Source organism: Streptomyces sp. NPDC008121 (assembly GCF_042957155.1).
GTDB lineage: Bacteria > Actinomycetota > Actinomycetes > Streptomycetales > Streptomycetaceae > Streptomyces.
This window is the reverse complement of sequence record NZ_JBIBHT010000005.1, coordinates 574,414-600,728: the sequence shown is the minus strand read 5'-3', so window position 1 is coordinate 600,728 and position 26,315 is coordinate 574,414. Positions and strand designations below refer to the sequence as shown.

At 74.3% G+C, this 26,315-nt stretch carries 23 protein-coding genes and 1 riboswitch; of the genes, 11 read left to right on the top strand and 12 right to left on the bottom strand.

All coding sequences use genetic code 11. The annotated features are described in order from the left end of the window. Positions 1–80 precede the first annotated feature (80 nt). The 6 genes from ACFZBD_RS20265 to ACFZBD_RS20240 form a co-directional block, all read right to left on the bottom strand. Positions 81–935 (bottom strand): ECF transporter S component, encoded by an 855-nt coding sequence (locus tag ACFZBD_RS20265; protein WP_391141040.1) that lies wholly within the window; start codon positions 933–935, stop codon positions 81–83. Beyond that, positions 932–2,710, bottom strand: a complete 1,779-nt coding sequence (locus ACFZBD_RS20260; RefSeq protein WP_391141037.1) for an ATP-binding cassette domain-containing protein — start codon at positions 2,708–2,710, stop codon at positions 932–934. Before ACFZBD_RS20260 ends, ACFZBD_RS20265 begins: the two co-directional genes overlap by 4 nt. After that, positions 2,707–3,954, bottom strand: a complete 1,248-nt coding sequence (locus ACFZBD_RS20255) for an energy-coupling factor transporter transmembrane component T (protein ID WP_391141035.1) — start codon at positions 3,952–3,954, stop codon at positions 2,707–2,709. Before ACFZBD_RS20255 ends, ACFZBD_RS20260 begins: the two co-directional genes overlap by 4 nt. Continuing rightward, the gene (locus ACFZBD_RS20250; RefSeq protein ID WP_391141032.1) at positions 3,951–4,676 is read right to left on the bottom strand and encodes an SCO2322 family protein; all 726 of its coding nucleotides are present in this window, start codon (positions 4,674–4,676) and stop codon (positions 3,951–3,953) included. Before ACFZBD_RS20250 ends, ACFZBD_RS20255 begins: the two co-directional genes overlap by 4 nt. Beyond that, the gene (locus tag ACFZBD_RS20245; RefSeq protein ID WP_391141029.1) at positions 4,673–5,935 is read right to left on the bottom strand and encodes a prenyltransferase/squalene oxidase repeat-containing protein; all 1,263 of its coding nucleotides are present in this window, start codon (positions 5,933–5,935) and stop codon (positions 4,673–4,675) included. Before ACFZBD_RS20245 ends, ACFZBD_RS20250 begins: the two co-directional genes overlap by 4 nt. Before the next feature lie 97 nt (positions 5,936–6,032). Beyond that, positions 6,033–6,102, bottom strand: a riboswitch (cobalamin riboswitch). Between the two features lie 192 nt (positions 6,103–6,294). Then, the gene (locus tag ACFZBD_RS20240; RefSeq protein ID WP_391141028.1) at positions 6,295–7,332 is read right to left on the bottom strand and encodes an MBL fold metallo-hydrolase; all 1,038 of its coding nucleotides are present in this window, start codon (positions 7,330–7,332) and stop codon (positions 6,295–6,297) included. A 152-nt stretch (positions 7,333–7,484) separates the two neighbouring features. On the opposite strand from ACFZBD_RS20240, the gene ACFZBD_RS20235 reads away from it, so the two are divergent. Then, positions 7,485–8,954, top strand: coding sequence for an aldehyde dehydrogenase family protein (locus tag ACFZBD_RS20235; RefSeq protein WP_391141025.1), 1,470 nt, complete (start codon positions 7,485–7,487; stop codon positions 8,952–8,954). Then, positions 8,954–9,187: a 4Fe-4S domain-containing protein gene (locus ACFZBD_RS20230; RefSeq protein ID WP_391141227.1), complete on the top strand. Its 234-nt coding sequence runs from the start codon at positions 8,954–8,956 to the stop codon at positions 9,185–9,187. Before ACFZBD_RS20235 ends, ACFZBD_RS20230 begins: the two co-directional genes overlap by 1 nt. A 90-nt stretch (positions 9,188–9,277) precedes the next feature. On the opposite strand, the gene ACFZBD_RS20225 is transcribed toward ACFZBD_RS20230, so the two are convergent. Continuing rightward, a complete protein-coding gene (locus ACFZBD_RS20225) occupies positions 9,278–9,934 on the bottom strand; it encodes a TetR family transcriptional regulator (RefSeq protein WP_391141023.1) in 657 nt (218 codons plus the stop codon). Between the two features lie 207 nt (positions 9,935–10,141). On the opposite strand from ACFZBD_RS20225, the gene ACFZBD_RS20220 reads away from it, so the two are divergent. From ACFZBD_RS20220 to ACFZBD_RS20190, 7 genes are all read left to right on the top strand, one after another. Continuing rightward, positions 10,142–11,470 carry a glycosyltransferase gene (locus ACFZBD_RS20220; protein WP_391141021.1) on the top strand — a complete coding sequence of 443 codons (1,329 nt, stop codon included), beginning with the start codon at positions 10,142–10,144 and terminating at the stop codon, positions 11,468–11,470. 190 nt (positions 11,471–11,660) lie between these two features. After that, positions 11,661–12,416 carry a methyltransferase domain-containing protein gene (locus tag ACFZBD_RS20215; RefSeq protein WP_391141018.1) on the top strand — a complete coding sequence of 252 codons (756 nt, stop codon included), beginning with the start codon at positions 11,661–11,663 and terminating at the stop codon, positions 12,414–12,416. Further along, positions 12,413–13,489: a prenyltransferase gene (locus tag ACFZBD_RS20210; RefSeq protein WP_391141015.1), complete on the top strand. Its 1,077-nt coding sequence runs from the start codon at positions 12,413–12,415 to the stop codon at positions 13,487–13,489. Before ACFZBD_RS20215 ends, ACFZBD_RS20210 begins: the two co-directional genes overlap by 4 nt. A 122-nt stretch (positions 13,490–13,611) precedes the next feature. Then, positions 13,612–14,178 carry an SRPBCC family protein gene (locus ACFZBD_RS20205; RefSeq protein WP_391141013.1) on the top strand — a complete coding sequence of 189 codons (567 nt, stop codon included), beginning with the start codon at positions 13,612–13,614 and terminating at the stop codon, positions 14,176–14,178. Between the two features lie 14 nt (positions 14,179–14,192). Then, a complete protein-coding gene (locus tag ACFZBD_RS20200; RefSeq protein ID WP_391141011.1) occupies positions 14,193–14,675 on the top strand; it encodes an Rrf2 family transcriptional regulator in 483 nt (160 codons plus the stop codon). A 94-nt stretch (positions 14,676–14,769) separates the two neighbouring features. Continuing rightward, positions 14,770–15,978, top strand: a complete 1,209-nt coding sequence (locus tag ACFZBD_RS20195; RefSeq protein WP_391141009.1) for an MFS transporter — start codon at positions 14,770–14,772, stop codon at positions 15,976–15,978. A 14-nt stretch (positions 15,979–15,992) separates the two neighbouring features. Next, positions 15,993–17,201: a thiamine pyrophosphate-binding protein gene (locus ACFZBD_RS20190; protein ID WP_391141006.1), complete on the top strand. Its 1,209-nt coding sequence runs from the start codon at positions 15,993–15,995 to the stop codon at positions 17,199–17,201. A gap of 69 nt (positions 17,202–17,270) precedes the next feature. Here the strand turns inward: ACFZBD_RS20190 and ACFZBD_RS20185 are convergent, their stop codons facing one another. Then, entirely contained in the window at positions 17,271–18,830 is a 1,560-nt protein-coding gene (locus ACFZBD_RS20185; protein WP_391141005.1) for an AMP-binding protein, read from the bottom strand. Positions 18,831–18,944: 114 nt separating this feature from the next. Further along, positions 18,945–19,700, bottom strand: coding sequence for a methyltransferase domain-containing protein (locus tag ACFZBD_RS20180; protein ID WP_391141002.1), 756 nt, complete (start codon positions 19,698–19,700; stop codon positions 18,945–18,947). Between the two features lie 208 nt (positions 19,701–19,908). On the opposite strand from ACFZBD_RS20180, the gene ACFZBD_RS20175 reads away from it, so the two are divergent. After that, entirely contained in the window at positions 19,909–21,840 is a 1,932-nt protein-coding gene (locus ACFZBD_RS20175; RefSeq protein ID WP_391141000.1) for a helix-turn-helix domain-containing protein, read from the top strand. A gap of 182 nt (positions 21,841–22,022) precedes the next feature. Here ACFZBD_RS20175 and ACFZBD_RS20170 read toward each other — a convergent pair whose 3' ends face one another. Further along, positions 22,023–23,243 carry a transposase gene (locus ACFZBD_RS20170; protein ID WP_391140998.1) on the bottom strand — a complete coding sequence of 407 codons (1,221 nt, stop codon included), beginning with the start codon at positions 23,241–23,243 and terminating at the stop codon, positions 22,023–22,025. Positions 23,244–23,672: 429 nt separating this feature from the next. Between ACFZBD_RS20170 and ACFZBD_RS20165 the strand changes: the two genes are divergently transcribed. Next, the gene (locus tag ACFZBD_RS20165) at positions 23,673–24,221 is read left to right on the top strand and encodes a hypothetical protein (protein ID WP_391140997.1); all 549 of its coding nucleotides are present in this window, start codon (positions 23,673–23,675) and stop codon (positions 24,219–24,221) included. A gap of 18 nt (positions 24,222–24,239) precedes the next feature. Here the strand turns inward: ACFZBD_RS20165 and ACFZBD_RS20160 are convergent, their stop codons facing one another. Together ACFZBD_RS20160 and ACFZBD_RS20155 are read right to left on the bottom strand one after the other, a co-directional pair. Beyond that, complete coding sequence (locus tag ACFZBD_RS20160) at positions 24,240–25,250, bottom strand: LLM class F420-dependent oxidoreductase (protein WP_391140995.1); 1,011 nt, start codon at positions 25,248–25,250, stop codon at positions 24,240–24,242. A gap of 141 nt (positions 25,251–25,391) precedes the next feature. Next, complete coding sequence (locus ACFZBD_RS20155) at positions 25,392–26,288, bottom strand: DUF5336 domain-containing protein (RefSeq protein ID WP_391140993.1); 897 nt, start codon at positions 26,286–26,288, stop codon at positions 25,392–25,394. Positions 26,289–26,315: the final 27 nt, after the last annotated feature.

Genomic DNA, 26,315 nt, shown 5'->3' with positions numbered 1-26,315 from the left:
CCGCGTCCGCGCAGGTCAGCCGGGTGAAGGGAGGGCATTCGGCCCGTTCCCTCCGTCTCCTAACCCGGACCGTACGTGACCTAGGTCCTGTGGGGCGCCTCACCGTCACGGGACCCCGCGGGGGCCTCGAATGTGACCTGGGCCTCGAAGTTCGCCCGCCGCGTCGCCCGCCGGAGCGCCTTCAGGAGGGTCCCGCCGACGGTGAGGGTGAGGACGACGGTCAGCGACGCCCTGCCGAGGTCCCAGCCGAGGGAGGTGGCCAGGACGTAGGCGGCGAACCGCACCAGGTTCTCGTGCACCGGATCGCCGGGCACGAAGGAGGCACCGGTCGGCCCGGCCACGATCGGCCAGCCGTACAGGTTCATGACGGTGCCGTACGCGAACGCCGCCAGGAAGCCGTACGCCGAGAGCATCAGCAGCTCCGCGCGGCCCCTGAGCCGGTCGGGGCCCGGCAGCAGCCCCGCCCCCATCGCGAACCAGCCCATCGACAGCATCTGGAACGGCATCCAGGGCCCCACCCCGCCCGTGAGCAGGGCGGACGCGAACATGGTCACCGAGCCGAGGACGAAGCCGAAGCCGGGGCCGAGGACCCGGCCGCTCAGCACCATCAGGAAGAACATCGGCTCCAGACCGGCCGTCCCCGCGCCCAGCGGCCGCAGGGCCGCCCCCACGGCGGCGAGCACCCCCAGCATCGCGACCGCCTTCGCGTCCATCCCGTCGTCGGAGATGGTGGCGACGACCACCGCCACCAGGAGCGGCAGCAGGGCGGCGAAGAGCCAGGGGGCGTCGGCCGCGTGCGAGGTCACGGCCGCCGAGGAGTCGGCGAGCAGCGGCCAGCCGAACGCCAGGACGCCCACGACCGAGATCAGGACCAGCGCGGTGACCGCCCGGGGGCCCAGGCGCAGCGGGCGGGCCACCCCCCGGCGGGAGGTCACCGGACCTCCCGCAGGTGCGGGGCGACCTGCTCGACCGTGAGCCACGGCTCGGGGGCGAGGATCTTCGCCACCTGCGGGGAGAACGCGGGGGAGGAGACGACGACCTCGGCGGTCGGGCCGTCCGCGACGACCTCGCCGCCCGCCAGGATCACCACCCGGTGCGCCAGCTCGGCGGCCAGCTCCACGTCGTGGGTGGCCAGGACGAGGGCGTGCCCCTCGGCGGTCAGCGTCCGCAGGTGGGCGACGAGACGCGCCTTGGCGGCGTAGTCGAGACCGCGGGTCGGCTCGTCGAGCAGCAGCAGCGGGGGCCGCCCGGTGAGGACCACGGCCAGGGCGAGCGCCAGGCGCTGCCCCTCGGACAGGTCACGGGGGTGCGTGCCGTCCGCCACGCCCGGCAGCAGTTCGGACACCAGCGCGCGGCAGGACCCCGGGCGGGCGCCCGCGTCCGTGTCGGCGGCGGCGCACTCGGCGGCGACCGTGTCGGCGTACAGCAGGTCGCGCGGCTCCTGCGGTACGAGACCCACGCGGCGGATCAGCTCGCGGGGCTCGGTCCTGTGCGGGACCAGACCGCCGACGCGCACGCTCCCGGAGGTCGGCGGGACCATCCCGACGAGGCTCCCGAGGAGGGTGGACTTGCCGGCGCCGTTGCGGCCCATCAGGGCGACGGTCTCCCCGGCGGTCACCCGCAGGTCGACGCGGCGCAGCGCCTCGATCCGGCCGCGCCGGACCCCGAGCCCGTCGGCCTCGACCAGGGGCGTGCCCGGGCGCGTGTCCGGGCTCTCGCCGGGCGGGGAGGCAGCCCGGGTCCGGCGCCGCCGCAGGAAGGCGAGCCCGGTGCGCGGCTCCGGTCCGGCCTCGGGCGGTTCGGTCGTGAGCCGTTCGGTCGTGGTCGGGCCGGTCGTGGTCGTGGTTGTGATCGGTTCGGTCGTGGTCGGGGCGGTGGCCGCGGCGGCGGGCGTCGTGGGGGTCAGGCCCTCCAGGCGCGCGCGCAGGCCGGTCGCGCGGCGGCGGGCGTCGCGGACCGTCAGCGGGAGGGGCGACCAGCCCGCGAGGCGGCCCAGGGCGACCACCGGCGGGTGGACCGGGGAGACGGCCATGATGTCGGCGGGCGGGCCCATCACGCCCTCCGGCAGGAGCAGGACCCGGTCCGCGTACTGCACCACCCGTTCCAGGCGGTGCTCGGCCATCAGGACCGTCGTGCCCAGGTCGTGGACCAGGCGCTGCAGCACCGCAAGGACGTCCTCGGCCGCCGCCGGGTCCAGCGCCGACGTCGGCTCGTCCAGGACCAGCACCTTCGGGTGCGGGGTCAGCACCGAGCCGATCGCCACCCGTTGCCGCTGGCCCCCCGACAGGGTGGCGATCGGCCGGTCGCGCAGCTCCGCCAGGCCCAGCAGGTCCAGCGTCTCCTCCACCCGTCGCCGCATCACCGCCGGAGCCAGGCCCAGCGACTCCATCCCGTACGCCAGCTCGTCCTCGACCGTGTCCGTGACGAAATGCGCCAGCGGGTCCTGGCCCACCGTGCCCACCACGTCGGCCAGTTCGCGCGGCTTGTGCGTCCGGGTGTCCCGGCCCGCGACCGTGACCCGGCCGCTCAGCGTCCCGCCGGTGAAGTGCGGGACGAGACCCGACACCGCGCCGAGCAGTGTCGACTTGCCGACACCGGACGGGCCGACGAGCAGCACCAGCTCGCCCTCGGGGACGGTCACGTCCAGGTTCCGCAGGGTGGGCGCGTCGGCGTCCCCGTACGTCACCGAGACGTTCTCGAAGCGGATCACGGGGTTCGGGACTCCTTGGACGCGGCGACGGAAGCGGACCCGGAAGCGGGTCCGGGCGAAGACCCGGAAGCGGACCCGGGCGAAGACCCGGAAGCGGACCCGGGCGAAGACCCGGAAGCGGGCCCGGGCCCGGGCGCGGCAGCGGGAAGGGAAGCGGAGGCGGGGGCGGGCACCGGGGCCACGAACGCGGGCACCAGGCCCACCAGCACCGAGAGCGCCGGCCACACCGGCAGCGTCGGCGGTACGAGCGGCACGACCCCCGGCCGGAGCGCCTCGGGCGCGGAGGCGTCCGCCGCGATCAGCAACGCCGCCACCGCCATTCCCGAGCCCGCGACCACCCAGGCCCGCAGGCCCCAGCGGTCGGGGCGGTAGCGGGTGCGCACCGTCCGCCGGCCGCCGAGCCACAGACCGGCCACGGCGGCGGCGAGACCGGCGCCGACCAGCGGGAGGCCGTAGCCGGCGCCCTCCGCCGCCAGCAGCCCGTACGAACCGGCGCACACCCCGAGCAGGCCGCCCAGCGTCAGCACGTTCGTGGTCCGCCGCACCGCCGCCGGGACCCGCGCGGTCCGCCCGTACCCCCGCGCGTCCATGGACGCCGCCACCGCGACCGACCGTTCCAGCGCGCCTTCGAGGACGGGCAGCCCGATCTGGAGCACCGCCCGCACCCCGCCCGTCGGGCGGCCGCGCAGTCGCCGGGCCGTGCGGAGGCGGACCACGTCGGCGACCATGTTCGGCGCGAACGTCATCGCCACGACGACGGCGACCCCGGCCTCGTACAGCGCGCCCGGCAGCGACTTGAGGAGCCGGGCCGGGTTGGCGAGCGCGTTCGCCGCGCCGACGCAGATGAGCAGGGTCGCCAGCTTCGCCCCGTCGTACACCGCGAAGACGATCTGCTCGGCGGTGACCCGGCCCCCGATCCGGACGCCCTGGGCCCAGTCGGGCAAGGGAAGTTCGGGCAGCGTGAACAGCTCGTGGGTGCCGGGGATCGGCGAGCCGAGGACGATCGAGAAGGCCACGCGCAGGCCCACCACGAACAGGCCGAGCTTCACGAACGCGCCGTACGAACGGGCCCAGGGCGCGTCGGTGCGGCGCGCCGCGACGACATAGCCCGCGACCCCGACGATCAGACCGAGGAGCAGCGGGTTGGTGGTACGGGAGGCGGCCACGGCGAGACCGAGCGCCCAGAGCCACCAGGCGCCCGCGTGCAGGGCGTTGGAACGGTTCGCCTCGGGGGCACGGATCATGCGCGGCGGCGGGCCTTCCAGACCGCCGCGCCGCCGAGGACGAGGACGGCCGCCCCACCGGCGGCGATCCCGAGGGCGGGCCCGCCGTCGTTCCCCGCGCCGCCGTCGGCGGCGGTGGCCGAGGACGTCGGGCCGGTCCGTTCGGGCTTCGCGGTCCCGGCCGTCTCCGAGCCGGTCCCGGAGGACGTCGGCGTCCCGGCGACCTGCTCGCCGCAGCCCTTCGCGGGGTAGCCCTCGATCCCGCAGAGCATCGCCGCGCTGTCGTACCGCAGCGGCTTCGCCACTGCCGCCAGCGCCTCCGCGCCCGTCGCGTCCTCGTGGAGCCGCGCGCAGCCGGTCTTGAGCGCCGGGGACGGGGGCGTCTCGCCCCCGGGGGCGTCGGCCGCGGTGCCGAAGTCGACGACGACCGCGATCCGCTTGGTGTCCGGCTTCTCCTCCGTACCGGCGCAGATCCGCGTGAAGTCGGCGGCCGCGGACGGCCGGGTGGCGTCCTTCGTGTCCTGGCTGACCGCGAAGCGGAAGCCGATCGCCGCACCGTCGGCGGGCCGTGCGCTCGCCGGGCCGAGGGTGGCGTACGTCCACCGTCCGGCGCCGTCGCCTTCCCAGAAGGACCAGTAGCGGTATCCGGTCCCGGCGTGGGCGGGGGTGGCGACGGACGCGGCCAGGACGGCTACCGCCGCGGCCGTGACGGCCGCGGCGGCGGAGGAGCGCCGGGACCTCACTTCTTGCGGCCGCTCAGCAGGAAGCCGATGCCGACGCCGACCACCGTGCCGATGCCGACGATCCACCAGATGTTGAAGGAGCCGGAGTCCCCGTCCTCCGCGGCCTTCCGGTCGTCCGCGGAGGCGGAGGCGGACGGCGAGGACTGCGGCGCCGGGCCGGTGGCGGCGAGCTGCGCGAGGAGGTCGGCCGAGCCGAAGGCGCGCGGGTCGGCGCCCATCGCGTTGGCGGCGAAGACCAGCTGGGCGTAGGCGGCCGGGCCGTTCTCCTTGGCCCAGGCGGCGGAGTTCTTCTCCAGCCAGGTCAGCGCCCCGGTGGCCTGCTCGGTGGCGCCGGTCGCGGCGAGCGCGACGACGGCGTCGGCGGTGTTGCCGTAGTCCGGGAGCGGGGCCGACTCGGCGGCGCCCGGCATCGGCGGCGTGTTCAGGTGCCCGGTCTTCGCCAGCGCGCCGGCCAGGTAGGAGGCGCCGTTGCGGGCGGCCCGCTCGACCGTCTGCCGGGGCTGGCCGACGCAGGCGGGGGCCTGGGCGGGCTTCACGCCGCGGGCGGTGACGCCCTTGCCGAGCCCGGCGAGCGTGGCGGCCGCGGTGGCGTCGGCGTTCGCGAGGAGCTTGCCGGCCTTGTCCGGCTGGTAGGCGAAGGCGCCCGGGCCGTCCTTGTCGGTGCAGGGGAGGGCGAAGCCGAGCAGCGCGTCGTACGGCGTCTTCCCGTCGGCGGACTCGACCTCGCCCGGCTTCTCGCCGAGGGCGGCGAGGGCGCCGATCACGATCGAGGTGGAGTTGGCGTCACTGGGGCTCCCGGGGTTGTAGCCCCAGCCGCCGTCCTTGTTCTGCACGCCCTTCAGCCAGCCCGCGCCCGCGGTGGCGGCCTTGGCGAGGGCCTCGGGGTCGGCGCTGTCGCGCTTGACGCCGGAGAGCGCCTGCACGGCGACGGCGGTGGCGTTGGTGTCCAGCATGGTGGCCGGGGCGCACGGCTTGGTGGGGTCGGGGCGGTACGAGGAGAAGGCGCCGCTGTCGCACTGCTGCCGCTGGAGCCAGCTCACGGCCTGCTCGGCGGGCTGGACGCCGTTGGTCCGCTGGGCGATGAAGGCGAGCGACTGGCGCCAGACGCCGTCGTACGTCGGGTCCTTCGTGCCGTACAGCCCGGAGGGGATCGCGGGAGCCGGGGTCGGGGAGGGCGCGGCGGACGCGACGGCAGCCGTTCCGGTGCAGAGCAGCGCGGCGGCTGCGAACGCGGCGGCGCCGCGGCGGACGGTGGTCATGGGTGCTGGCCTCTCCTGCGGCCGAGGACCGGCACGCGCAAGGGCACCAGGCTCGGCTCCGTATTCCTCGACGGTGCCGGCGTTCACGTCCCGGGCGGGGCATTCCGACTCACCACGCGGGGTGGCTCACGGTTGCGGGTCAGTGCCGGATTTCCACCGGCTTCCCCCCGTACGGGCATGATGACGACGGGCCCACTCTACCGGCCCGTAGCGGGGGCGGCCGGGGAGTGCGAGGTGCCTCACACCGGGGGCGGCGCCGGAGCCCGCGGTCCGGCCCGTCGGCGACGCGCCCGTGCCCAAGCCGGCCCCGTCGGCGCGCCCCGGCCGCCCCGTCCGCCCCGGCCCGTCGGCTCGCCGCCTCAGACGGCGACGTACGTCACCGGGTCCGAGCCGGGCACCGGTTCCGCGCGGCCCAGCTTCACCAGCCGCCGCAGATGCGCCTCGGCCTCGCTGACCGCGATGGTCCGGGAGCCGTAGGGGATCTGCTCCCAGGGGCGGTTCCACTCCATCCGCTCGGCGAGCTGCCACGGGGTGAGGGGGGCGGCGAGCAGGCCGAGGAGGCCGGTCAGCCGCTCCTCGTGGTGGACGAGGAGTTCGCGGACCCGGCCGGCCGCGTCGGCGAAGGCGTACTGGTGGGCCGGGAGCACCTCGGCGACGCCGAGGCGGCCGATCCGCTCCAGCGAGTCGAGGTAGTCGCCGAGGGGGTCGGTGACGGTGTCGTCGTCCGGGTCCTCGTAGAGGCCGATGTGCGGCGAGATCCCGGGGAGCAGGTGGTCACCGGAGAAGAGACGGCCGTGGCCGGGCAGCCCCGCCGGGTGGGCCTCCTCCAGGTGCAGGCAGACGTGGCCGGGGGTGTGGCCCGGGGTCCACACGGCGCGCAGCCGCCGCCCGGCGAGGTCCAGGAGCTCGCCGGGGACGATCTCGCGGTCGGGCAGGGCCGAGCGCAGCCCGGGCAGGGTCCGCATCCGGCCGCTCCCGCGGGCGGCGAGGAGCGGAGCGGTGTGCTCCTCGGGGGCGCCGACGGCGGCGAGTTTGCGGGCGAGGTAGTCGAGCCAGACCTCGGGCTCCGACTCGCGGGTGCGCCGGACGACGGCGGTGTCGGCGGCGTGCATCGCGATCCACGCGCCGGACGCCTCCCGTACCCGGCCGGACAGGCCGTGGTGGTCGGGGTGGTGGTGGGTGATGACGACGCCGTGGACGTCCCCCACGGAGGTGCCCAGGGCGGCGAGCCCGGCAGCCAGTTCGTCCCAGGAGGCGGGGTCGTCCCAGCCGGTGTCGATCAGGACGGGGCCGCGGTCCGTGTCGACGACGTGGACCAGGGTGTGGCCGAGCGGGTTGTCCGGGATGGGGACGCGGAGGGACCAGACGCCTCCGCCGTGCTCGGTCACCTGGCTCATGGGCCCTCATCTCTCCGCGGCTTGCGCCGCGACGGCACGGCATCCGACGGCTTCCGACGGCATCCGTTCGAGCATTGCCCATCATAACTAGAACTGGTATCAGTTCTGAAACACAGTCAGATAACGTCGCGGGTTCCGGGAGGCAGTCGGTCATGACCGAGCTTGTGGAGCACGGAAGGCTTTTCGTCGGCGGGCGGTTGACCGATCCCCTGGGCAGCGAGGTCATCGAGGTGATCTCGCCCCACACCGAGGAGGTCGTCGGCCGCGTGCCGCACGCCTCGCGGGCCGATGTCGACCGGGCCGTCGCCGCCGCCCGGGAGGCCTTCGACCACGGCCCCTGGCCCCGGGCGACGCTGGAGGAGCGGATCGAGGTCGTCACCCGGATCAAGGACGCCATCGCCGTACGCCACGAGGAGATCGCCCGCTCGATCAGCGCGCAGAACGGCTCCCCGTACTCCTGGAGCGTGCTCGCCCAGGCGCTCGGCGCGATGATGGTGTGGGACTCCGCGATCACCGTCGCCCGGGAGTTCACCTACGAGTCGCGGCGCGCCGGGGTCCTCGGGCCGATCATGGTGCGGCGCGAACCGGTGGGCGTGGTCGCGGCCGTGGTGCCGTGGAACGTTCCGCAGTTCACGGCGGCGGCGAAGCTCGGCCCGGCGCTGCTGGCCGGCTGCACGGTGGTCCTGAAGCCGTCGCCGGAATCCCCCCTCGACTCGTACATCCTGGGCGAGATCGCGGCCGAGGCCGGACTCCCCGACGGGGTCCTGAGCATCCTGCCGGCCGACCGCGAGGTCAGCGAGTACCTGGTCGGGCACCCCGGGGTCGACAAGGTCTCCTTCACCGGGTCGGTCGCGGCCGGAAAGCGCGTGATGGAGGTCGCCTCCCGCAACCTCACCCGCGTCACCCTCGAACTGGGCGGCAAGTCGGCCGCCGTCATCCTGCCCGACGCCGACGTGGCGACCGCCGTCGCCGGGATCGTCCCGGCGGCCTGGATGAACAACGGCCAGGCGTGCGTCGCCCAGACCCGGATCCTCGCACCGCGCAACCGCTACGACGAGATCGCCGAGGCGCTCGCCGCCGCCGCGGGCGCGCTGGTGGTGGGCGACCCGCTCGATCCGGCCACCCAGGTCGGCCCGCTCGTCGCCCGCCGTCAGCAGCAGCGCTCCCTCGACTACATCGGCATCGGCCAGGAGGAGGGCGCCAAGGTCCTCGCGGGCGGCGGCCGCCCCGCCGGCCTGGAGCGCGGCTGGTACGTCGAGCCGACGCTCTTCGGCGACGTCGACAACTCCATGCGCATCGCGCGTGAGGAGATCTTCGGGCCGGTCATCTGCCTCCTGCCGTACGGCGACGAGGAGGAGGCGCTCCGGATCGCCGACGACTCCGACTACGGCCTCAGCGGCAGCGTCTGGACCGGGGACGTGGAGCACGGCATCGACTTCGCCCGGCGTGTGCGGACCGGCACCTTCAACGTGAACACCTTCAGTCTCGACATGCTCGGCCCGTTCGGGGGCTACAAGAACTCCGGCCTGGGCCGGGAGTTCGGGCCCGAGGGCTTCGGCGAGTACCTGGAGCACAAGATGATCCACCTGCCGGCCGGGTACGAGGGGCCGGGTGGGGCGTGATGGGCGACCGCTGGCACGTCGAGGTCGACCGGGGGGTGTGCATCGGCTCCGGCATGTGCGTGAACCACGCGCCGGACGGTTTCCGGCTGGACTCGGCCCGTCAGTCGCATCCGACGCGCCCGGAGGCGGACGCGAACGAGGGCGTGCTCGCGGCGGCCGAGGGCTGCCCGGTGGAGGCGATCCTGATCACGCTCCTCGACGGCGGGGAACCGGTCTTTCCGCCCGAGGAGTAGCCGGCGGGCGACGGGGAGCGGCCCGGCGGCCCGGCGTCCGGACGCGGTGGCCGACGGGCGGCCTTGGCGGCTCCGAGCCCCGGACACGACTTACGCGGTGGATCCGGCCCGTCCGCGCGGGCGCGCCGTCGTGGGCGCGGCCGGGTCGCCGGGGACAGTCAGGTCGATCAGCCGGCAGACCGTCTCGATGTCGATCTTCACCTGGGCGATCGAGGCGCGCCCCGACAGCCAGGTGATCAGCGCGGAGTGCCAGGTGTGCTCGATGACCCGGACCGCCGAGAGCTGTTCCGGAGTCGGGTGCTCCAGCTCCATCGCGTCCAGGATGATCGCCGTCGTCAGCCGCGACACCGTGTCCACCTCCGGGCTCACGCTCCGGTCCGCGAACGTCAGTGCCCGCACCATCGCGTCCGCGAGCTGCGGCTCCCGCTGGAGCGCCCGGAACGCGCGCATCAGCGTCTCCGCCACCCGCTCCGCCGAGCTGTCGCCCGCCGGGGGCCGCTTCCGCAGGGTCGTGTGCATGTGCTGGAGCTGGTCCTGCATGGTCGCGACCAGCAGGTGGATCTTGGAAGGGAAGTAGCGGTACAGCGTGCCCAGGGCCACCCCGGCGGCCTCGGCGACCTCGCGCATCTGCACGGCGTCGAACCCGCCCCGCCCGGCCAGCTGCGCGCTGGCGTGCAGGATGCGCCGGCGGCGCGCCTCCTGGCGCTCTGTCAGGGGCGGCGAGGCGGGTCTGTCTTCCGCGGTCATGGAGTCCCGTTCCGTGCGGTGGGGAGCGACAGTATGGCGGGGGTTCCGCCGTGGCGCGAATCACCTGATCCGGTTCCTACAGCGGGGGCTACCTGCCGGTAGATTCAGTGCACCTTGAACGATCAAGAGCGATCAAGTCTGTAACTTGTTCTAGATTAGCGCGAGCGGTTACGCTCCGGCGAAACGTACGCTCGAAGGGGGCAGCGAGTGACCGCTGAGGCCATAGAGTCAGGCCCCCGCCAGGGCGTCACCGACGAGGGCGACCGTCCGCTGCGGATCGCTCTCCTCACGTACAAGGGCAACCCGTTCTGCGGAGGCCAGGGCGTCTACGTCCGCCACCTCTCCCGCGAACTCGCCCGGCTGGGCCACAGCGTGGAGGTCATCGGCTCGCAGCCGTACCCCGTCCTGGACGAGGGGCTGCCCGGGCTCACCCTCACCGAGCTGGCGAGCCTGGACCTGTACCGCTCGCCGGACCCCTTCCGCACGCCCGGACGCGACGAGTACCGGGACTGGATCGACGCCCTCGAGGTCGCCACCATGTGGACCGGCGGCTTCCCCGAGCCGCTCACGTTCTCCCTGCGGGCCCGGCGCATGCTCGCCGCCCGGCGCGGCGACTTCGACGTCGTCCACGACAACCAGACCCTCGGCTACGGACTCCTCGGCGGCCCGGGCGCGATCGGCGCACCGCTCGTCACCACGATCCACCACCCCATCACCGTCGACCGGCGGCTCGACCTCGACGCCGCCACCGACTGGAAGCGGCGCGCCTCCGTCCGCCGCTGGTACGGCTTCACCCGGATGCAGAAGCGGGTCGCCCGCCGGCTGCCGTCCGTGCTGACCGTCTCGGGCACCTCCCGCCGCGAGATCGTCGAGCACCTGGGCGTCCGCGACGACCGCATCCGGGTCGTCCACATCGGCGCCGACACCGCCCTGTGGTCCCCGGACCCCTCCGTCGCCGAGGTCCCCGGCCGGATCGTCACCACCTCCAGCGCGGACGTACCCCTCAAGGGACTCGTCCACCTGGTCGAGGCCCTCGCCAAGCTCCGTACCGACCACCCCGCCGCCCACCTGGTCGTCGTCGGCAAGCGCGCCGAGGACGGGCCGGTCGCCCAGGCCATCGAGCGGTACGGACTCCAGGACGCCGTCCGGTTCGTCAAGGGCATCACCGACGCCGAGCTCGTCGACCTCGTCCGCTCCGCCCAGGTCTCCTGCGTCCCGTCGCTGTACGAGGGGTTCTCGCTGCCGGCCGCCGAGGCCATGGCCACCGGTACTCCGCTCGTCGCCACCACCGGCGGCGCGATCCCCGAAGTCGCCGGCCGCGACGGCGAGACCTGCCTCGCCGTGCCCCCGGCCGACCCCGACGCGCTGGCCGAGGCCCTCCGCCTGGTCCTCGGCGACGCCGAGCTGCGGGCCCGCCTCGGCGCCGCCGGACGCGCCCGCGTCCTGGACCGCTTCACCTGGGCCCGGGCCGCGCAGGGCACCGCCGACCTGTACCGCGAGGCGATCGCCCGTCAGGGCCGGGTGGCCCGCAGGTGACCGCACCCTTCCGTCACCCCCCGGCGCACCCCCGCGCCGGAGGGGTGGCGCAGCCCCCCGCCCGTCCCGAGGCGCACCCCCGCGCCCGCAGCGCGGGCACGCCCCACGGCCGCTCGCCGGCCCCGGGCACGACTCACGGCCGCCCAGCGGCCCCATCCGTGGACCACCCCGACCGCGAAGGCAGGCCCTCGTGCTGACCGTCGACTTCACCCGCTTCCCGCTCGCCCCCGGCGACCGCGTGCTCGACCTGGGCTGCGGTGCGGGCCGGCACGCCTTCGAGTGCTACCGGCGCGGCGCCCAGGTCGTGGCCCTCGACCAGAACGCCGAGGAGATCCGCGAGGTCGCCACCTGGTTCGCCGCGATGAAGGAGGCCGGCGAGGCCCCCGCCGGCGCGACCGCCACCGCGATGGAGGGCGACGCGCTCAACCTGCCCTTCCCCGACGAGTCCTTCGACGTCGTGATCATCTCCGAGGTCATGGAGCACATCCCGGACGACAAGGGCGTGCTCGCCGAGATGGTCCGCGTCCTCAAGCCCGGCGGCCGGATCGCCGTCACCGTCCCCCGCTACGGCCCCGAGAAGGTCTGCTGGTCCCTGTCGGACGCCTACCACGAGGTCGAGGGCGGCCACATCCGCATCTACAAGGCCGACGAACTGCTCGGCAAGATCCGGCAGGCCGGCCTCAAGCCGTACGGCACCCACCACGCGCACGCGCTGCACTCGCCGTACTGGTGGCTGAAGTGCGCCTTCGGCGTGGACAACGACAAGGCGCTCCCGGTCCGCGCGTACCACAAGCTCCTGGTCTGGGACATCATGAAGAAGCCCGCGCTGACCCGGGTCGCCGAGCAGCTCCTCAACCCGGTCGTGGGCAAGAGCTTCGTGGTGTACGCGACCAAGCCGCACCTGCCCGCCGCCGACGCCGGGACCGTCGCGGACGTCGCCCGGTGACCTCTCCCGAGCGCATCGCCGAGCACCTTCTGCTGCCCGGGGTCCTCACCGCCGAGCAGGCCGCCGAGACCGTCGCCGGGATCCTCGCCGTCCAGCGCGAGGACGGGGCGATCCCCTGGTTCCGCGGCCACCACCTCGACCCCTGGGACCACACCGAGGCCGCCATGGCCCTGGACACGGCCGGCGAACACGCCGCCGCCGCCCGGGCGTACGAATGGCTCGCCCGGCACCAGAACGCCGACGGCTCCTGGTACGCCGCCTACCACGACGGCGACCCGCGGGAGGTCACCGACCGCGGCCGGGAGTCCAACTTCGTCGCCTACATCGCCGTCGGTGTCTGGCACCACCACCTCGCCACCGGCGACGACGCCTTCCTCGACCGGATGTGGCCCGTCGTCTACGCCGCCGTCGAGTTCGTCCTCGCCCTCCAGCGGCCGGGCGGCCAGATCGGCTGGAAGCGGGAGGCCGACGGCACCGCCGTCGAGGACGCACTGCTCACCGGCAGCTCCTCCATCCACCAGGCGCTGCGCTGCGCGCTCGCCATCGCCGAGGCCCGCGAGGAGCCGCAGCCCGACTGGGAGCTGGCGGCGGGCGCCCTCGGCCACGCCCTGCGCGCCCACCCCGAGCGCTTCCTCGACAAGTCCCGTTACTCCATGGACTGGTACTACCCGGTCCTCGGCGGCGCGGTGACGGGCGAAGCGGCCAGGGACCGGATCGACGCGCGCTGGGACGACTTCGTCGTCCCCGGCCTCGGTGTCCGCTGCGTCCTGCCCAACCCGTGGGTGACCGGCGGCGAGAGCTGCGAACTCGCCCTCGCCCTCTGGGCGATCGGCGAGTCCGACCGGGCCCTGGAGATCCTCCAGTCCATCCAGCACCTGCGCGCCGAGGGCGGCATGTACTGGACGGGGTACGTCTTCGAGGGCGACCGGGCCGTCTGGCCCGAGGAGCTGACCTCGTGGACGGCCGGCTCGCTGCTGCTCGCGGTCGCGGCCCTGGGCGGCGACGAGGCGACGGTCGCGGTCTTCGGCGGCGAACGGCTTCCGGCGGGCCTGGAACCGGACTGCTGCGGCTAGGGGTTGTCCGGAACGGCTCCCGGCCGGTCCACCCAGCCGGGGCGGCGGCGGCGCGGCGTGACGTGACACATCGGGGCGCGGGTTTTTTGACCCGTGCCCGTCGCCCGGAGGACGCTCGGGACATGCCTCAGACAGAGAACTCCCGGAGTGTGCTGCTGGAAGCGCGGTCGGCCGTCGTGATCTCCGCCGAGCCGCATGTCGTCTATTCCGTCGTCAGTGATCTCCCCCGCAGCGGGGAATGGAGCCCCGAATGCCTCGGGGGTGCATGGGTGTCCGGTGAACCGGGTGCGGTCGGATCGGTCTTCCGAGGGGAGAACGAGCGCAGCCCCGAGGTCGTGGCCTGGGCTCCCGTGGTCCGGGGCACCTGGCACACGGAGGCCGAAGTCGTCGCCGCCGAGTTCGGGGTGACGTTTCGCTGGTCGATGCGGAACAGTTCCGGAGAACGTCAGGACAGCGTCTGGGGATTCGACGTCGAACCGTACGGATCCGGCAGCCTCCTGACGCATCATTTCCGTATGGGGAATCCCACCGAGGGAATCCGGGGAATCACCGCGGAAATGGACGGCCCCACCCGGGCGCGCTTCTTCGCGGAATGGCAGGCCAAGGTGGCCGGCGACCTCGAGGCCACGGTGCGGCGCGTCAAGGACGTCGTCGAGCGCGAGGTGGCTGGCGCGACACATCCTGGATAGTTAGACTCCGGATTATGCGTACGGGTGAAGTCGTCGAGTGGGGTCTGCACTGCTGTCTGACCCTGGCCTGGCTCGACGAGAAGCAGCCGGCACCGTCGGCGAAGCTGGCGGCGCTGTTCGACCTGTCGCCCTCGTACCTCAACAAGTGCCTGCAACGACTGGTCCGGGCGGGGATTCTGACCTCCACCTCCGGGCCCCGCGGGGGCGTTCGCCTGGCGAAGGCCCCCGCAGCCATCACTGTCATGGACATCGTCTCGGCCCTGGAGGGCCGGGACGAACTCTTCCGCTGCTCGGAGTTGCGGCAGCGGGGGGCGGGCGGAGCGGAGATCCCCGCATCCGAGTCCCTGCAGCCGTGCGGCATCGCCACCGTGATGCGCCGGGCCGAGATGGCGTGGCGACGTGAACTCGCCGGCCAGACCCTTGCCGATCTGATGACATCCGCCCCGGCCACGACGCCGCGCAGGATCCGCAGGAGTTACGACCGCGTCTCCACCTGAGCCTCGCGAGCACATCAGGCGCGGGCTCAGCGGGCTGCCCCTGACCCCGACGCACCCCCGACCTTGACCTGACCCTCCCAGCGGGAGATTCGAGATGAAAACTATCCAGAATAAGGAACCGAAGGCGGCGGACCAGGAAGTGGGAAGCCGGGGACTCGGCCCCACCTTCGTCCTCGCGCTCGGCACCTTCGCCGTCGGCACCGACGCCTTCGTCGTGGCCGGCTTCCTGCCCTCCATGGCCGAGTCGCTGGACGTCTCCACGTCCGCGGCGGGCCAGTCCGTCACCCTCTTCGCCGCCGCCTACGCGGTCCTCTCGCCCGTCCTCGCCACGTTCACCGCGCGCGTCCCGCGACGCACCCTGCTCGTGTCGGCGCTGGTCGTCCTCGCCCTGGCCAACCTGCTCTCCGCGCTCGCCCAGGACTACCCCACCCTGCTGATCAGCCGGGTCCTCGCGGCCGCCGGCGCCGCCGCGTACACCCCCAACGCCGGCGCCGTCAGCGCCGCCCTGGTCCGCCCCGAACTGCGCGCCCGCGCCCTCGCCGTCGTCATCGGCGGCCTCACCATCGCCACGGCGCTCGGCGTGCCGCTCGGCAACGCGGCTTCGCAGTGGACGAGTTGGCGCGTCGCCCTGGGAGCCGTCGCGGTGCTCGGCCTGATCTGCGCGCTCGGCGTCCTGCTCGTCATGCCCCACCTGCCCGGCGGCCCCCGCGTCCCGCTCGCCACGCGGCTCGCCGTCCTGCGCAAGCCCGGAGTGATCGCCGTGCTGCCGCTGACGGTCCTCGGCATGGCCGCCTGCTACACCGCGTACGCCTACAGCGTGCCCACCCTGAAGGCCGTCGGCGTGCCGCAGTCCGGCGTGGTGCTGATGCTCTTCCTGTACGGAGTCGGCGCCGTCGTCGGCAACTTCGTCGCCGGACAGGCCACCGACCGCGTCGGCTCCTTCCGCGTGCTCACCGTCGGCTATGTCGTCATGGCCGCCACCTTCGGCATCCTGGCCTGGCTCGCCGGGGCCTCGGCGCACATCCCCGTCCTGGTCGGAGTGCTCGCCCTGACCTGGGGAGCGAGCAGCTGGTGCCAGACGCCCCCGCAGCAGCACCGCCTGATCTCCGCCGCCCCGCAGGAGGCCGCCCTCGTGGTGTCGCTCAACTCCTCCGGCATCTACCTCGGCATCGGCATCGGCACGGTCATCGGCGGTCTCGCCCTGCCCACCGGCGTCTGGCTGGTCTACCTGATCGGCGGGATCCTCGCCGTCGCCTCGCTCGTCTGGCTCCGCGCCGGCGCGCTCCTCATGAAGCGTCCGTGAAGGGGACCACCACGATGACCGTCGCACCGAACCCCGCACCGCGCCCCGCCCCCCACTCCGCTCCGGACCACGCGCCGGACTCCACCCCGGACCCCACCCCGGATCCCGCACCGGACCTCGCGCCCGAGATCACCGGCGCCGACTGCCTGATGCGCGCCCTGGAGGCCGCCGGGGCGGACCTCGTCTTCGGCATGCCCGGCGGAGCGATCCTCCCCGCGTACGACGCACTCCTCGACGCCCCCTCGATCCGGCACGTCCTCGTCCGGCACGAACAGGGCGCCGGGCACGCCGCCGTCGGATACGCCCAGGCCACCGGCCGGGTCGGCGTCTGCATGGCGACCTCGGGGCCCGGCGCCACCAACCTGGTCACCGCCATCGCGGACGCGCAGGTCAACGACGTGCCCCTGGTGGTGATCACCGGTCAGGTGCCGAAGGACCTCGTCGGCACCGACGCCTTCCAGGAGGTCGACTTCTGCGGCGTCACCCGGCCCGTGACCCGGCACAGCTACCTCGTCAGCGACCCCGCCGAGATCGCGGACCGCGTCCTGAGGGCCTTCCGCATCGCCGGCGGCGAGCACCCGGGCCCGGTCGTCGTCGACATCACCAAGGACGCGCTCCAGCGGCGGGTGCGGCAACCGGCCCTCCCGTACCGGCCCGCCCCGGTCCGCCCGAGGCCCGCGCCCCCGGTGGTCCCCACCGATGCGGCGTGCCCGGACACCCCCGTGGGCGCCGTCCTGGCCACCCTGGCCCGCGCCACCGGCCCGGACTCGCTGCACGTCCTCGGCGGCGAACTGCACCATGTGTGGCGGGGAAGCGGCGACTCGACGCTCGCCTCCCACCAGTGGAGCACCCCCGGCTACGCCCTGCCGGCCGGCCTGGGCGCACGGATGGGCCTGCCGGACCGCGACGTCTGGGTGGTCACCGACCCCGGCTGCTTCCTGGCCACCGGTCGGGAGCTGGTCACGGCGGCGCTCAACCAGGTGCCGCTGAAGGTCCTCGTGCTGCGGGACGAGGGCGGGGCCGTCGCCGATTTCGGCGGCATGGCAGAGGCGATGGGCTGCTCCGCCCTCGGCCCCACGGATCCGGACGGTCTCACCGCCGCCGTCGGGCGGGCCCACGCCGTGCACGACCGGCCCGTGCTCGTGGAGTGCATCGTCCCGGGCGGAACCGATCCGGGATCGCACCGAACATGGCCTGAAGTGGTCGCACCCGAAGCGGCCTGAAAGGGCCACGGGGGAGGGGGATCCGCGTCCTGCGGATCCCCCTCCCCGCTGCGTGCCGTCCTTCCGACGTCAGCTCTCCGCGAGCTGCCGGGCCAGCTCCAGCCGCTTCACCTTGGTCGTCGCCGTGTGCGGCAGTTCGTCGAGCCGACGCTGCACCGGCCGGGCGAGCACCGGCAGACCGGCCACCGCCCGCTGCCACTCCACCGGGTCCAGCGGCTCGTCGTCCCGGGTGCACACCACCGGGACGGCCCTGCCGTCGGGACCGGGGACGATGATGACCTCGACGAGCGAGGGGAGACGGGTGAAGAGCCGGTCCTCGATCTCCAACGTGCTGGGGATGCCCGGGATCTCGTCCACCTCGCGGTCGAGCAGGTGCAGACAGCCGTACTTCGTCCGGTAGCCGAGGTCCCCCATCCGCCACCAGCCGTCCGGCGTGACCTGCTCGTCGTACCGCTCCTCCTCGCCCAGATAGGTGAGGATCCTTCCTCCGCTGCGGACCTCGATGCGCCCCGGGGAGGTACGGCTCACCGGCCGTCCGTCGCGGCTGACCACCCGCACCCGTGTCATGCCGGGGAAGGTGCTCCCCACACACCGGCCCTCCGCGCCCGCCCGGTGCCGGCGCGTGTAGGTGCGGGCCGCGATGGCCCCCGTCTCGCTCTGCCCGTACGTCTGGGCGAAGTACGGCGCCCGCCGCCGCGAGGCGGCCAGCAGGGTGCGGACGGTCCTCGGATGGATGGCGTCGAACGTGTTGCTGAAGCAGGTGACCCGGGCCAACGGGCGGGCCGGGTGGTCGGCGAGGACCTCCCAGGCGAGCAGCGTGTTGGGATGGGCCTCGATCACCCCCGGCGGCACCCGTGCGAACAACTCGGCGACCGACTCCGGGTCGTCGTCCCGCAACACGATCAGGGGGTGCCCCCGGAGCGCGAACAGGGCGACCCCGCTGATCATCCGGGAGTGCGCGAACGAGACGTGCAGGGCCAGCGGTTCGTGCCGGCCGACGGCCGCCAGGACGGCCGACTGCGGGCGGCAGCGGGCCTGGATCGTGAGCCCCGTCTGCACCGCCAGCTTCGGCAGCCCGGTCGTGCCCGAGGTGTGGGTGACCAGCGCCGGGCCATCCTGGGGCATGGTCACGGGGACGACCCGGGGAACGCCCGCGAGCCCTTCGAGCCCCACCGCGCCCGGGAAGTCGCCGACCGCCGTCACCACACGGTCGGCGAGCGTGAACACCTCCGGGGGCAGCTCGCCCTCCAGCTTCGCCGCGTCGGTCAGCAGCACCGGCCCGTCGAGCCGCTCCAGGAGCCGGGCCACCGTCTCGCCGTCGAGCTTGGGGGAGAGGAGCACCGGCACGCCACCGACCCGGGCCACGGCGTAGGCGAGCAGGGAGATGTCGAAGTTGTCCGTCTTGAACACGGCGACCCGCCGGCCGGGCCGCACGTGCGCGGCCCACAGCCGGGAGGCGAAATCGTCCACGAGATCGGCGAGCTCGGTGAGGGTCGGCCGACGCCCCAGGCGCGGTGCGATGTCCAGGTCGTGATCGAGGTACACCGGGTTCGCGGGGTGGCGCGCGGCGGCCCGGTCGAAGACCGTGCCCAGCCGGATGCCCTTGTTGCCGATGCGTTGCAGGAACATGCGGGAAAACCCTTCGGTCGCGGAGCGTCCGCGGGGACCGGCGTCGGCGCCTGGCCCGCGCTGCCCGGTCGAGCATCCTGAAGGGCCGCGCGTGCGGCAACGCACGCGCGGGCATCACGTCAAGTGGCCCCGATGTCCGTCATGTCGCGCGCGGCCGGCCTCCCGGATCTCCAGGAGCAGGTGCTCCACCGGCCCGTCGCCCTCCGGCACGTCCACGGACCCCACCTGGCGCAGTTCGCGCCCGCACTCCTCGGCGAGCCCGTGCAACAGGGGCAGGTTCCCCCGGCTGCTGAAGTGGAGCAGGGCCCGGCCGCCGGGTGTCAGACGGCCGGTCACCTCGGCGAGGAAGCGCCGGTGGGCGGCGTAGCCGGGGTCCACATAGGCGCGCTCGTGGTCGTTGCCGTAGTGGTAGCCGTCCGGCGCGAGGACGTAGTTGGAACTCCAGAACACGGTGTCGAACCGTTCCCCTGCGTCCAGCGCGTCGAACAGGTCGCTGTGCACGACCCGCATCCGCCCGGTCATGTCGTGCCGGGCCGCGTTCAGTTCGGTGTTCCGCACGGCCTTCGGGTTGATGTCGGACGCCACGACCCGGTCGCAGCCCGCGAGCGCGGCGAGCACGGAGATCACCCCCGCACCACAGCCGATCTCCAGGAAGTCGCCCAGCCGCTCGGCCGGCGCGTCCGGGCCGGAAGGACCGAGGCCCAGGAAGTCGAGCGCGGTCTCCGTCGAGGGGGAGTGGACCGGCGCGAACACCTCGTCCAGCAGATCCCACTCGTACCCCCGCATCGAGAAGACCCGGGGGCGGTCGGCCCGTGCGCGCGACTCGGCGCTACGGGCCAGCGATCGTTCGTAACTCTGCGTCTCTCGCACGGAAACCTCGGCTGGAAGGAACGGTGCCGCCGAAGGCGGCGGAGGACGCCACTCTCTCCCGCCCACCGGGCCCGCCGAAATGTTCAGGCCATTTCCGGGAACCGTCGTTGCACGCCTGTTGAGACGCATTCGTGACCTCGGTCGAACTTCCCTACGATGAGGCGCTGACCAGTCATGACGGAGAGATCCGCAGTCGTCGGGGGGAACCGTGGACGAGGGGCCGGCCGCCGCCACCCGCGACGCCTTTGCCTACCTTGAGCTGCTCGCGCGCGAGGCGCCCGCCGCCCACTTCGACGACCCGCTCCTCCACGTCCCGGGGGCCGACCCCGACGCCCCGGGCGACGGCGCCACCTCCGACCGGGCGCGGCAGCTCGCCCGCGAGATACGGGGGATGTTCGAACGGCAGCAGCGCCGGGACATGGGCAGCACGGCCCTCCTCGACGCGGCCCGCGAGTTCCTCGCCGGCCACGGCGTCGAGGAGCTGCTGCGGCTGACCTGCCGCCGCGCCCGGACACTGCTGAGCCTCGACATCGCGTACCTCTGCCTGTACGACCAGAAGACCGACAGCCATGTCGTCGAGGCCGTCGACGGCCATTCCTCCGACCTGACACCGGGCTTCGTGGTGCCGCCCGGCGCGGGACTCGCCAACCCCGCCACCCGGCGGGCGGCGCCCGTGTGGACCCAGGACTACCTCGCCGACGCCCGCATCAACCACTCCGCCTCCATCGACGAGGTGGTGCGGGCGGAGGGGCTGCGCGCGATCATTGCCGTCCCGCTCGGCGCCAAGGGCACCTCCGCCGGGGTCCTGTACGCCGGACACCGCACGGTCCGCCACTTCTCCCCGGAGGAGGTGGCGCTGCTCGGGACCCTGAGCGAGATGGCGGGGGCGGCCCTGGAGAACGCCGGACTCCTGGACGAGCTGAGCGCCGAGACCACCGCGCGGGCCACCGAGGCCGTGCGGGTCGGCGAGGAGCTGCGCTCCGTGCGCCGGCTCGCCGAGGCACAGGCCGCGCTGATGGAGCGTGCCCTGGACGGCAGTTCGCTGCCCCAGCTCCTGGCCACCGCCGGGGATCTGCTGGGCGGAAGCGTCCTGCTCGCGGACGCGGCCGGCCGTACGGTGGTGGGGAACGGGGCCGCCGAAGCACGGGTGGCGCCCGAGGTGTTCACGGCGGCGGCCCGGGCGGCCGGGGCGACGGACACACCGGTCGAGTCGGCACCCGGGGTGTGGATCGCACCGGTCCGCGGCGCGGACGACCGGCTCGGCCACCTGGTGCTGCACCGGGCGAAGCCGCCGACCCCCGAGGACGCCGGCCTGCTGCGGCTCTGCGGCCAGTCCGTGGCGCTGCTGGTGCGACCGGGCGCGGCCACCGAAGAGACCGTCCTGCGCGAGGAACTCGCCGAGGCCCTGCTGGTCGGCGGCGAATGGATCGGGCAGCGGCTGCTCGCCCACGGCCGGACCGTGGGCCTCGACTTCACGGCGCCGTTCGTCGTGGTGGCCGCCCGGCCCGTGGCGGGACTCACCGACCGGGCCCTCGCCTGGGCCGCCGCCTACACCCGCGACAACGGGGGCCTGCGGGTCCGGATCGACGACCACCTCGTCCTGCTGCTGCCGGGCGAGGACCCGGCCGAGGCGGCGCGCACGGTCGAGGCGTTCGCCCGCGGCATGGGCGGCCCGGCCACCGTGGGCGCCGCGGGCCCGGTGACGGACGGCCCGGGCGCCCTGCCCGCCGCGTACGACCGGTCCGTACGGTGCCTGGGCACCCTCATCGCGCTCGGCGCCACCGGCAAGGCGGCGTCCGCGGGGCAGCTCGGCCCGGTGATGACCCTGCTCTCCCACGAGCGTGACGTCGACGGCTTCATCAGGGCGACGATCGGCCCGGTCCTGGATTTCGACGCCCGGCGCTCGGCCGACCTCGCGGTCACCCTCGAGGCGTACTACGCGGCGGGTGGCAGCCCCACCCGGGCGGCGCGCCGCCTCTACCTCCACCCCAACACCGTCTCCCGGCGGCTCGACCGGATCACCGAACTCCTCGGCCCTCAGTGGCAGGACCTCACCGCGGGCCTCGACATCCAACTCGCCCTGCGCCTCCACCGGACCCGGGAGTCCCTCGCCCCCTGCCCGGTTGCGGCGGAAGGCTGAGCCGACCGCCGGCCGGAGCCGACCGCCGGCGCGGATGTCGGCGCCGACGGCGGTCCGCGACGGCTCGGACGGCGACGGCTCGCACCGCTTCGGCTCGGACCGCTTCGGCTCGGTCCGCTTCGGCTCGGTCCGCTTCGGGGCGCCGCCACGCCTTGAACCGGCACGCCTCGAGCCGGCACGGCTCAGACCGGCACGGCGGCGGTCCGCCGGTGCGGTCGCGGGTGGACCCACGGCCCCGGGGGCCGCCCCTGTGCCAGCGGGCCGCCCACGTCGGGCCCGGCCGGCTCCCGTGGCGCGAGCGTCCGCACCGCCCGGGCCACCGACACCATCGTCATGTGCCGGTGCCAGCCGGCGAAGGACCGGCCGCCGTAGTCGTGCAGCCCCGACCGGCCGACCGACCCGCTCTCCGGCGAGTCCTCCGACGCGGCTGCCGACGCGTGGCGGCCCGCCAGCTCGGTCAGTCGCAGCAGCGCGGAGAGCGGCGCCGTCGTCAGGTCCGTCAGCCACAACCGGTCCGGCGCCGCCTGCGGCCCGAACCACTCCCCGAGCAGGAGCCGTTCGCCCGACTTGCCGGGGCGCCGGTGGCCTCCCGGTTCACCCGCTCCCGTCGGCAGACCCACCCGCAGCGTCACGGCCATCCGGCACCCGTCGGCCCGTGTCACCGGTCGCCGCACCCCCGCCGAGGAGAGCAACTGCCGCGCCATGACGGACTCCTGGCGCACCCCTGACTGCCCGCTGCCGTCGGCCGGCACCCGGGTGGTCCCGCTGATCCGGGCCAGCAGCGGCACCCGCGCCGCCTCGAACCGGTGCAGCAGCGTCCCCAGCGCGGCGCGCCGCGCGTCGACGACGACGGGGCGGTACGCCGAGGCGCGCCGGAGCGGCAGCTCCAGGGCGGTGGTCACCGTCGAGTCCTCCGGTGACACCGGCGCCGCGTACTCCGCCGGTACTCCGGCCCGGGCCCGTTCGGCCGGGTCGCCGAGGAGGCTCTCGGGCAGGTCGAGGTGCCAGTTGACCGGGATCTCACCGCTCGACGAGGTCTGCCACAACCCGTAACCGAACTGGCCGTTCACGGTCCGCCCGAGCTCCGGCACCCAGCGCCGGTCGATCCCCACCAGCCGCTCCCCGGTCTTGGGGAGGGTGAACGGCCGCACCACCCACGCCGCCGGTGGGGCGGTCCGCTCCAGGAAGTGGGCCAGCGCCTCGCGGACGGGCCGCCAGTCCCAGCCGGAGCTGGCGATGAAGTGGTGGAAGCGCTGCTCGGCCGCCGGCTGCCCGGAATGCGTCGCGAGGTTCCGCGCCGTCTTCCGCCCCGGCGCCGTGAGCATGCCGCGCAGGTACTGGTCCGCGGTGCGCCGCTGGTCGCTCCTTCGCAGCGAGGCGAACACCTCGCGGCTCAGATCCATGAAAAGGTCCTCATCACTGTGCGTAGCGATGGGATACATGCCGGTCCTGCCTCCTGCCGCTCGTCGAATGAGTTTTCGCACCTCAGACGCTCCCGGCTGGCGGCGATCCGGCACAAGGAGCGCCGGTCACACGACCGACGGTCTCTCAGGGTGACCCCGTCGTGGGCCCGGATGTCCCCGGCACATTCCCCCGGCACGGGCTCCGGGCAGTGTGCCGGGACCACCGTGCGGCGGCCCTGGAAGGTGGTGGCCGGGCTCCCCGGGGTCCGGCGGGGGCCGGCCCCCGCCGCCCGGACGGCGGCCGAGGGGTGACCTCTCCACCGGCCCGGGCCCCGGGACGGGGCCCACCGCCCGGACGGAGTCGCCCGAGTGGCGGAGGCGTGGAGCCGACGGGAGGCTGGGGCCGAAACCCCCCAGGGAGGTCCTGCCGTGCCCGGTCCCGTTCCGCTACGCCGTGCGGTCGTGGCGTTCGTCCTGTCCTGCGCCCTGCTCCTGACGACCGCCGCCTGCGGCGGTGACGACGGGAGCGCGAGCGCCGGCGCGAGCCCGACGAGCAGCGGCACCTTCGAGCAGCAGCGGCTCGCCAAGACCCGGTTCGTCGCCAACGCGGGCCTGGCGGCCGGTGCCACGTACCAGTGGATCGTCAAGCCGTACCGCGCGGGAAAGTTCAAGAAGGGTACGGAAGGACGGACGTTCGCCCTGGTGAAGGCGGGCCTCGCGGGCACCTTCGCCTACAACCGGCTCAAGGCCGCGGTGAACAACGCCAAGGGCGACCCGCTGCTGTCGAAGGCGGTGGCCCCGCTGACGGCCGGGATCGACTCGCTGAAGGAACTCGGCACGAAGCTGCGGAAGGGCGAGGCGAGCGACGCGGACGTCGGCGCGTTCGAGAACGTCATCAACAGCGTGAAGGACGCCGGGAAGAGCGCGGGCGCCGAGGTCACCGACCGGGTGCCGAGCACCTCCCAGCTCGGCGGCTGAGGCTCCGGTCGCTCGGCGTCAGCCGGTGAGCTCCGCGAGGACGCGGAGGGTCGCCACGTCCGGCGCCGTGACCAGGAGGTCCGTGACCGGCCCCTTGCGCCACAGTTCGAGCCGCTCGGCGATCCGCTCCCTCGGCCCGACCAGCGAGATCTCGTCGGCGAACGCGTCCGGGACGGCGAGCACGGCCTCCTGGCGACGGCCGGCGGCGAACAGCTCCTGGATGCGCCGGGCCTCGGACGCGTACCCCATCCGCCCCATCAGGTCGGCGTGGAAATTGCGGGCCGCGTGCCCCATGCCGCCGATGTAGAAGCCGAGCATCGCCTTCACGGGCAGCAGCCCCTCGGCCGGGTCGTCGCAGAGCGCGGCGCGCACCATGGGGGCGACGAGGAAGTTCTCCGGCAGCCGCTCCGGGAGCGCGTACACCTCCGCGTACCGCGTCGGCGACCAGTAGAGCGGCAGCCAGCCGTCGGCGATCCGGAGCGTCTGGGCGATGTTCTTGGGCCCCTCGGCGCCGAGGAGCACCGGCAGGTCGGGGCGGAGGGGATGGGTGATCGGCTTGAGCGCCTTCCCGAGCCCGGTGCCGTCGGCTCCGGCGTACGGGTGGGAGTGGAACCGTCCCGAGAGCGCCACCGGCCCCTCACGGCGCAGGACCTGCCGGATCACGTCCACGTATTCGCGGGTCGCCGTCAGCGGGCTGCGCGGGAAGGGCCGGCCGTACCAGCCCTCGACGACCTGCGGTCCGGAAAGGCCGAGGCCGAGCATCATCCGGCCGCCGGAGAGGTGGTCGAGCGTGAGCGCGTGCATGGCGGTGGCGGTCGGGCTCCGCGCCGCCATCTGGGCGACGGCGGTGCCGAGCCGGATCCGGCGGGTGTGCGCGGCGATCCAGGTCAGCGCGGTGAACGCGTCGGAGCCCCAGGCCTCGGCGGTCCACACGGAGTCGTAGCCGAGCCGCTCGGCCTCACGGGCGAGGTCGAGGTGGGCGGGGGAGGGGCCGCGGCCCCAGTAGCCGAGGGCGAGTCCGAGCCGCATGTCCCCACCAACCTTTCTGACGGTACGTCAGTTCCGGAGGGGGACTGTACGCCGACGGCCCCTCGCCCGGAAGAGGTCCGGGGGAGGGGCCGTCGGCGAGGTGCACCGCGCGCGGGCGGACCCGGCGCGCGGGGCGGCCAGTCAGCCGCGCTGGATACCGGTGGTGTCCTGCAGGACACCGCGGCGGCCGTCCTGCGTCTGGGCGACGAGGCCGGGGCCGCGCTGCTCGACCGCGAGGTACCAGGTCCCCGGGGCCAGCTCGGCGATCGGGGTCGGGGAGCCGTCCTCGGCGTACAGCGGACGGGCGACCGGGACCGCGAACCAGAACGGGGCGAAGTCGCCCGCGGGCTGCTGCGCCTGGGCCTGGGGCTGTCCCTGACCCGCGGCCGGAGCCGGCGCCTGGCCCTGACCCTGCGACGGGCCCTGGGCCGGTCCGGGCTGCGGGGTGTGCGCGGCGGGCTGGGCCTCGTGCTGCTGCGGCTGGCCACCGAACGGCTGGTGCGGCTGGGCGCCGTACCCCTGCTGGGCGCCCGGGTAGCCGTAGCCCCCGGGGACGCCCGGCTGGCCGTGCTGGCCGGGCTGCACGCCGTACGGCTGCGCGGTCTGCGGCTTGGGTGCGCTCAGGAGCGGGGCCTTGAGGGCCGGGACCAGCGGGGCGGCGACGGCGGCACCGGCGAGGACCAGCGCGGCGATCAGGCCGAGGATGAGGCCCGCACCGGCGTTGTTGGACTCGAACATCCACATCAGCAGGGTCCAGGCGGAGGCGATGGCGAACGCGGCACCGACCTGCCCCAGCTCCAGCCCGGCGACCTTCCGCGGCTGCGGAAGCGCGTGGGAGAGGACGACGAGCGCGGCACCCGCGATACCGAGGAGGAACGCGCCCCAGCCCAGGGGCGAGATCTCCCACGCGTTCGCGGATTCGATGTTGTCGCAGAAGTCGCCTTCACAGCCGGCGATGCCGAGGAACGAGGCGATGAACAGCACCACCGCTGCACCGATCACCACGCCATCGCCTCGAGTGAGGGAGCGGATATTCACGTAAGAGTCCTTCGTCGGGTCGTCTCG

Bases quoted from the DNA above. Each gene is read 5' to 3' on its own strand.
- ACFZBD_RS20255 (WP_391141035.1), bottom strand. From the start codon at position 3,954: ATGATCCGTGCCCCCGAGGCGAACCGTTCCAACGCCCTGCACGCGGGC.
- ACFZBD_RS20195 (WP_391141009.1), top strand. From the start codon at position 14,770: ATGAAAACTATCCAGAATAAGGAACCGAAGGCGGCGGACCAGGAAGTG.
- ACFZBD_RS20225 (WP_391141023.1), bottom strand. From the start codon at position 9,934: ATGACCGCGGAAGACAGACCCGCCTCGCCGCCCCTGACAGAGCGCCAG.
- ACFZBD_RS20235 (WP_391141025.1), top strand. From the start codon at position 7,485: ATGACCGAGCTTGTGGAGCACGGAAGGCTTTTCGTCGGCGGGCGGTTG.
- ACFZBD_RS20160 (WP_391140995.1), bottom strand. From the start codon at position 25,250: ATGCGGCTCGGACTCGCCCTCGGCTACTGGGGCCGCGGCCCCTCCCCC.
- ACFZBD_RS20190 (WP_391141006.1), top strand. From the start codon at position 15,993: ATGACCGTCGCACCGAACCCCGCACCGCGCCCCGCCCCCCACTCCGCT.
- ACFZBD_RS20200 (WP_391141011.1), top strand. From the start codon at position 14,193: ATGCGTACGGGTGAAGTCGTCGAGTGGGGTCTGCACTGCTGTCTGACC.
- ACFZBD_RS20185 (WP_391141005.1), bottom strand. From the start codon at position 18,830: ATGTTCCTGCAACGCATCGGCAACAAGGGCATCCGGCTGGGCACGGTC.
- ACFZBD_RS20170 (WP_391140998.1), bottom strand. From the start codon at position 23,243: ATGGATCTGAGCCGCGAGGTGTTCGCCTCGCTGCGAAGGAGCGACCAG.
- ACFZBD_RS20245 (WP_391141029.1), bottom strand. From the start codon at position 5,935: ATGACCACCGTCCGCCGCGGCGCCGCCGCGTTCGCAGCCGCCGCGCTG.
- ACFZBD_RS20205 (WP_391141013.1), top strand. From the start codon at position 13,612: ATGCCTCAGACAGAGAACTCCCGGAGTGTGCTGCTGGAAGCGCGGTCG.
- ACFZBD_RS20240 (WP_391141028.1), bottom strand. From the start codon at position 7,332: ATGAGCCAGGTGACCGAGCACGGCGGAGGCGTCTGGTCCCTCCGCGTC.
- ACFZBD_RS20230 (WP_391141227.1), top strand. From the start codon at position 8,954: ATGGGCGACCGCTGGCACGTCGAGGTCGACCGGGGGGTGTGCATCGGC.